The 6,166-nt window shown below is 75.0% G+C and carries 3 protein-coding genes; all 3 read left to right on the top strand.

Annotation, left to right across the window (positions count from 1 at the left end; genetic code table 11):
• Positions 1-16: 16 nt before the first annotated feature.
• The 3 genes from COGEMETH_RS22730 (at position 17) to COGEMETH_RS22720 (ending at position 6,048) form a co-directional block, all read left to right on the top strand.
• A complete protein-coding gene (locus tag COGEMETH_RS22730) occupies positions 17-931 on the top strand; it encodes a DUF58 domain-containing protein (protein ID WP_238184954.1) in 915 nt (304 codons plus the stop codon).
• 10 nt (positions 932-941) lie between these two features.
• Positions 942-3,758, top strand: coding sequence for a DUF4159 domain-containing protein (locus tag COGEMETH_RS22725; RefSeq protein WP_238184953.1), 2,817 nt, complete (start codon positions 942-944; stop codon positions 3,756-3,758).
• Positions 3,759-3,960: 202 nt separating this feature from the next.
• Positions 3,961-6,048: a hypothetical protein gene (locus COGEMETH_RS22720; RefSeq protein ID WP_238184952.1), complete on the top strand. Its 2,088-nt coding sequence runs from the start codon at positions 3,961-3,963 to the stop codon at positions 6,046-6,048.
• Positions 6,049-6,166 lie beyond the last annotated feature (118 nt).

Below are 6,166 nucleotides of genomic sequence, written 5' to 3'. Positions count from 1 at the left end.
GAACCTGCTTAGCCCGATGGTCGCCACGCGCGCCCTCAGCGCCGCCGAGCGCGTCCCCGGCCGGCGGGAGAGCGAGGGCGCCGTCTCCCTGTCCGAGCGGATGCCCCGCCTCGTGCTGGAGGCCCGGCGCGTCTCCTCGATGCTGGCCCACGGCCTGCACGGGCGGCGCCGGGCCGGGCCGGGCGAGAGCTTCTGGCAGTTCCGGCCCTTCGTCACCGGCGAGGCTGCCGCCCGGATCGACTGGCGCCGCTCGGCCCGCGACGACCGGCTCTACGTCCGCGAGCGCGAGTGGGAGGCCGCCCACAACATCTGGCTCTGGATCGACCGCTCGGCCTCGATGGGGTTCTCGTCCGACCTCGCCGCCGCGCCCAAGGTCGAGCGCGCCCTCGTCCTGGGCCTGGCGCTGGCCGATGCCTTCGTGGAAGGGGGCGAGCGCACCGGCCTGCTCGGGCTGACCCGCGCGACCGCATCGCGAAAGATCGTGGAGCGGATGGCGCAGGCCCTGGTCGCGGACGCGGCAGGCCTGACCCAGGACATGCCGCCGCGCGCCACCCCCGCCCGATTCGACGAGGTGATCCTGATCGGCGACTTCCTGACGCCGCTGCCCCGGATCGAGGCCGCGGTGCAGGAACTCGCCGGGCGCGGCAGCCGCGGCCACCTCGTGCTGGTGGCCGATCCGATCGAGGAGACCTTCCCTTTCGCGGGGCAGGCGGTGCTGCACGACCTCGAATCCGGCCTCTCCCTGGACGTGGGCGATGCCGCCTCCTGGGGCGCGGCCTACCGCGCCCGCATCGCCGCCCACCGCGACGGGCTGGAGCGCATCGCCCGCGGCCAGGGCTGGACGTTGACCCTGCACCGGACGGACCGGCCGGCGAGCGAGGCGGCGTTGCGCCTCGTCACCCTGGTCGCCGCCGCCCGCGGCACCGGTTGAGGAGCCCGCCTTGCTCGGACTGACCTTCGCCGCCCCCCTCGCTCTGGCCGCCCTCGTCGGCCTGCCGGCCCTGTGGTTCCTGCTGCGGGTGACGCCGCCGCGCCCGCGCCGGATCGACTTCCCGCCCCTCAAGCTGGTCGCCGACCTGCTGCCCGAGCGCCAGACCCCGGCCCGCACGCCGCCCTGGCTGCTGATCCTGCGCCTGCTGGCCGCCGCAGCCCTGATCCTGGCGGTCTCCGGCCCGGTCTGGAACCCGAACGGGGTGGGGGCCGGCGGCGGGCGCAACGCCCTCTTGGTGCTCCTCGACAACGGCTTCCCCGCCGCCCACGACTGGCGCGAGCGCCTGCGGGTCGCCACCGACGCGGTCGAGGGCGCGGCCCGCGACGGCCGCCCCGTGGCGGTGCTGGGGCTCGCCGACCCGGCCGCCCCCTTCGAGGCGCGCACGCCGGCCGCCGGCCTGGAGCGCCTGCGCGCCATCGTGCCCCGCCCCCATCTCGGCGACCGGGCCGCGCACCTGCCCTCGATCGCCGCCTTCCTGGAGAAGAACCCCGGCGCCGGCCTCGTCTGGATCAGCGACGGCGTCGCCGGGCCGAGGGATGATGCCTTCGCCGGCGGGCTCGCCGAGGCGGCCAAAGCCCAGGGCGCCGCGATCACCGTCCTGCGGGCCGAGGCGCCGCCGGCGCTCGCGCTCACGGGGGCGGAGACCGCCGGGCGGCTGACCACCCACGTGCTGCGCGCCGCCCCGAACGGGCGCGAGACCAGTCTCGTGCGGGCGCTCGACCAGAAGGGCCTGCCGCTGGCCGAGCACGATTCCACCTTCGCGGCCGGCGCCACGCAGGCCGAAATCGGCTTCGACATGCCGGTGGAGTTGCGCAACACCATCAGCCGCCTGGAGATCGCGGGCGAGCGCTCGGCCGGCGCCGTCATCCTGATGGACGAGCGGGGCAAGCGCCGCCGGGTCGGCCTCGTCTTCGGCGGCACCAGCGACCAGGCCCAGCCCCTGCTCGCCCCGACCTACTACCTCTCGCGGGCGCTCGCCCCCTTCGCCGACGTGCAGGAGGCCAGGGGGGCCAAGGGCACGGCGGAGTCGATCGGCCAGCTCCTCGACAACCAGGTCACGGTGCTGGTGCTCGCCGACGTGGGCGCCATGGACGAGAAGACCGCGGCGCGGGTGCAGACGTTCGTGGAGGGCGGCGGCCTGCTGCTGCGCTTCGCCGGGCCGCGGCTGGCCGCCGGCAACGACCCGCTCGTGCCGGTGCGCCTGCGCCGCGGCGGGCGGACGCTGGGCGGCACCCTCTCCTGGGACAGCCCGAAGACCCTGGCCGCCTTCACCCCCGAGAGCCCCTTCGCCGGCCTGACGCCGCCCCCCGACATCGGCGTGCGCCGCCAGATCCTGGCCGAGCCCGACGGCGACCTGCCGGGCCGCACCTGGGCCTCCCTCCAGGACGGCACGCCCATCGTCACCGCCGAGCGGCGGGGGCAGGGGCAGCTCGTGCTGTTCCACGTCACCGCCGACACCACCTGGTCGAACCTGCCCCTGTCGGGCCTGTTCATCGACATGCTGCGCCGGGTCGTGGCCCTGGCCGGGAGTTCCGCGCCGCCCGGCGACGGGGGGCCGCGGCCGGCCGCCGCCGTGCTTGCCCCGCGCCTGACGCTCGACGGATTCGGGGCGCTCGGCACCCCGCCCGCCACCGCCACCGCCGTCCCGGCCGACTACGCCGACCGGGCGAGCCACGAACACCCGCCCGGCTTCTACGGCCCGGCAGACGGCGGCGTGGCGGTCAACGCCCTGAAGGTCGGCGACCGGCTCGCGGCCCTCGATGTCGCGGGGCTGTCCGGCGCCCGCCTCGGGACGCTGGCCGGCGCGGAGACCCTCGATCTGCGCCCGAGCCTCTTCACCGTGGCGCTGCTGCTCCTCGTCCTCGACACCCTGGCCGGGCTCTGGCTCGGCGGCTTCCTGAGCGGGGCCAGGCTCGGGCGCCTGCGCGGGCGGCCCGCCGTGCTCGTGCTCGCCGGACTCGTGCTGCTGGCCAACTTCGCGCCGCTGCCGGCCCGTGCCGAGGAGCCGCCGGCCAACCGGCCGAACGGCATCGAATCGGCCCTGGTCACGCGGCTCGCCTACGTGATCACCGGGGATGCCGCCATCGACGAGGCCAGCCGCGCGGGCCTGACCGGGCTGACGCAGATGCTGGCCTCGCGCACGGCCCTGGAGCCGGGCGAGCCCGCCGGCCTCGATCCGGCCCGGGACGAGCTCGCCTTCTACCCGCTGATCTACTGGCCGATCGCGCCGGGCCGGCCCCAGCCCTCCGAGGCCGCGATCCGGCGCGTGGACGCCTTCATGCGCAACGGCGGCACCGTCCTGTTCGACACCCGCGACGCGCTCACCGCCCGCCCCGGCGGCCCGCCGACGCCGGAGGCCGCCTACCTCCGCCAGATGCTGGCGACCCTGGAGGTGCCGGAACTGGAGCCGGTACCCCTCGACCACGTGCTGACCAAGGCGTTCTACCTCGTGGACAGCTTCCCCGGCCGCTACGCCACGGGCCAGACCTGGGTCGAGGCGCTGCCGCCGGCCGGGGAGGGGGCCGAGCGCCGCCCGGCGCGGGCCGGCGACGGCGTCAGCCCCATCGTCATCACCGGCAACGACCTCGCCGCCGCCTGGGCGGTGGGGCGCCGGGGCGAGGCGCTCTACCCGGTCGTCGGCGGCGACCAGCGCCAGCGCGAGATGGCCTTTCGCGGGGGCGTGAACATCGTGATGTACACGCTCACCGGCAACTACAAGGCCGACCAGGTCCACGTCCCGGCGCTCCTGGAGCGGCTGGGCCAGTGAATTTTTTGGATACAGCGCGAAGCCCCGCGGCTCTCCCTCTCCTCTCTGCGGAAGAGGGTGGCCCTCGCGTCAGCGAGGGTCGGGAGAGGGGAGCACCGCATCCGGAAAGCGCGCTCCCCTCTCCCGCCCCGCTTCGCGGGCCACCCTCCCCCGCAGAGGGGGAAGGGCATGCGTCACGCCATGAAACCGAAGGCCCCGCCTCATGCTGAGCCTCAGCTTCACCCCGCTCCTGCCCTGGCCGGTGCTGGCGGGCCTGGGCGTCCTCGTCCTGCTGTTCATCGTGCTGGCGTTCCTCGCCCGCGGGCGCACCGCCGCCCTGCGCGCCCTGGTGCTCGCCCTGGTGCTCGCCGCGCTCGCCAACCCCGCCCTGGTGCGCGAGGACCGGGAGCCGGTGAAGGACGTGGCGGCCGTGATCGTCGACCGCTCCGGCTCCCAGGCGCTGGGCGACCGGCCGGCCGTCACCGACCGGGTCCGGGCCGAGCTGCAGCGCCGGTTCGGGGCGCTCACCAACATCGAGCCGCGCTTCATCGACGTGCCGGACGCCCGCGAGGGCGACGACGGCACCAAGCTGTTCACGGCGCTGGGCCAGGCGCTGGCCGACGTGCCGCCGGAACGGCTGGCCGGCGTGGTGATGCTCACCGACGGCGTGGTGCACGACATCCCCGCCTCGCTCGCAGCCCTCGGGATCAAGGCGCCGCTCCACGTCCTGGTGACGGGCCACGCCGACGAGCGCGACCGGCAGATCAGGCTGCTGGAGGCGCCGCGCTTCGGCATCGTCGGCCGTGACCTTTCCATCCGCGCCGAGGTGATGGAGCGCGGCGGCACCGGCAACGCGGTCGTCACCGTGCGCCGCGACGGCGAGGAGATCGGCCGGCGCACCGTCCCCACCGGCCAGCCCTTCGCCCTGACCACGCGGATCGAGCACGGCGGCCCCAACGTCGTGGAAATCGAGGTCGAGCCCCTTCCGGGCGAACTGACGACCATCAACAACCGCGCCGTCCTCCCGATCGAGGGAATTCGCGAAAAGCTCAGGGTGCTGCTGGTCTCGGGCGAGCCGCACCAGGGCGAGCGCACCTGGCGCAACCTGCTGAAGTCCGACGCCAACGTGGACCTCGTTCACTTCACCATCCTTCGGCCCCCGGAGAAGCAGGACGGCACGCCGATCTCGGAGCTGTCGCTCATCGCCTTCCCCACGCGCGAGCTGTTCGTCCAGAAGATCAAGGACTTCGACCTCATCATCTTCGACCGCTACGCCAACCAGAGCGTGCTGCCGTCTGCCTATTTCGACAACATCGTGCGCTACGTCCGCGAGGGCGGCGCGCTCCTGATCGCGGCCGGCCCCGAATTCGCCGGTCCCGCGAGTCTGGCCCGCACGCGCCTTGCCGGCATCCTGCCCGGCGACCCGAACGGGCGCGTGGTCGAGCACCCCTACAAGGCGATGCCGACGCCGACCGGCCGGCGCCACCCGGTGACGCGGGCGCTGCCGGGCTCCGAATCCACCCCGCCGGCCTGGGGCGACTGGCTGCGCATCGTCTCGGCCCAGACCCGGCCGGGCATCCAGCCGATCCTCTCGGGCGCCGACGACCTGCCCCTCCTGGCCCTCGCCCGCGAGGACAAGGGCCGCGTCGCCCTGCTGCTCTCCGACCATGCCTGGCTCTGGGCCAGGGGCTACCAGGAGGGCGGCCCGCATCTCGACCTGCTGCGCCGCCTCGCCCACTGGCTGATGAAGGAGCCGGCCCTCGAAGAGGAGGCGCTCCGCGCCCAGATGACCGGCCGGGGCCGCGAGGTCCGGGTCGAGCGCCAGACCATGGCCGAGGCGGCCGAGCCCGTCACCGTCACCGGCCCCACCGGCAGCGCGCGTACCCTGACCCTCGGCCCGTCCGAGCCCGGCCTGTTCTCGGGCACCTTCGAGGCCACGGAACTGGGCCTGCACACCCTGCGCTCGGGCCCCCTCGTCGCCTTCGTCAGCGTCGGCCCGCCCAACCCGCGCGAACTCGCCGACGTGTTCAGCGACACCGAGCGCCTCAAGCCCCTCTCCGACGCCTCGGGCGGCTCGATCCGGCGCGTGTCGGAGTCCGGCGGCGGCGTGCAGGTCCCCAGGCTCCAGAGCGTGCGCGGCGGGCGGCTCTCGGGTGCCGACTGGATCGGCTTCCGTCCGAGCGACAGCGCCAACATCCGCGGCGTCGAGGTCTATCCGCTTGCCCTCGGCCTCGTGGCCCTGGCCCTGCTGGCGGCGGCCGTGCTGACGATGTGGCTCGTCGAGGGCCGGCGCGGGGGACGGGCGGCCTAGAGCGCACTCCGACGAAGTGGATACCGGTTCGTCGTGAGAGGGCGCGTCAAAACAAAGTCCTAGAGCCGTGACCCGACCCAGCGTGGTCGGGCACGGCTCCAGGCCCGCACCGGGTCGG

The sequence above is a fragment of the Methylobacterium trifolii genome, from assembly GCF_022179685.1.
GTDB lineage: Bacteria > Pseudomonadota > Alphaproteobacteria > Rhizobiales > Beijerinckiaceae > Methylobacterium > Methylobacterium trifolii.
The sequence above is the reverse complement of the archived record's forward strand: the minus strand, read 5'-3'. Positions and strand labels throughout refer to the sequence as shown.

What these genes read in the sequence shown, in the direction of transcription:
- COGEMETH_RS22720 (WP_238184952.1), top strand. Translation starts at nt 3,961, where the DNA reads ATGCTGAGCCTCAGCTTCACCCCGCTCCTGCCCTGGCCGGTGCTGGCG.
- COGEMETH_RS22730 (WP_238184954.1), top strand. Translation starts at nt 17, where the DNA reads ATGGTCGCCACGCGCGCCCTCAGCGCCGCCGAGCGCGTCCCCGGCCGG.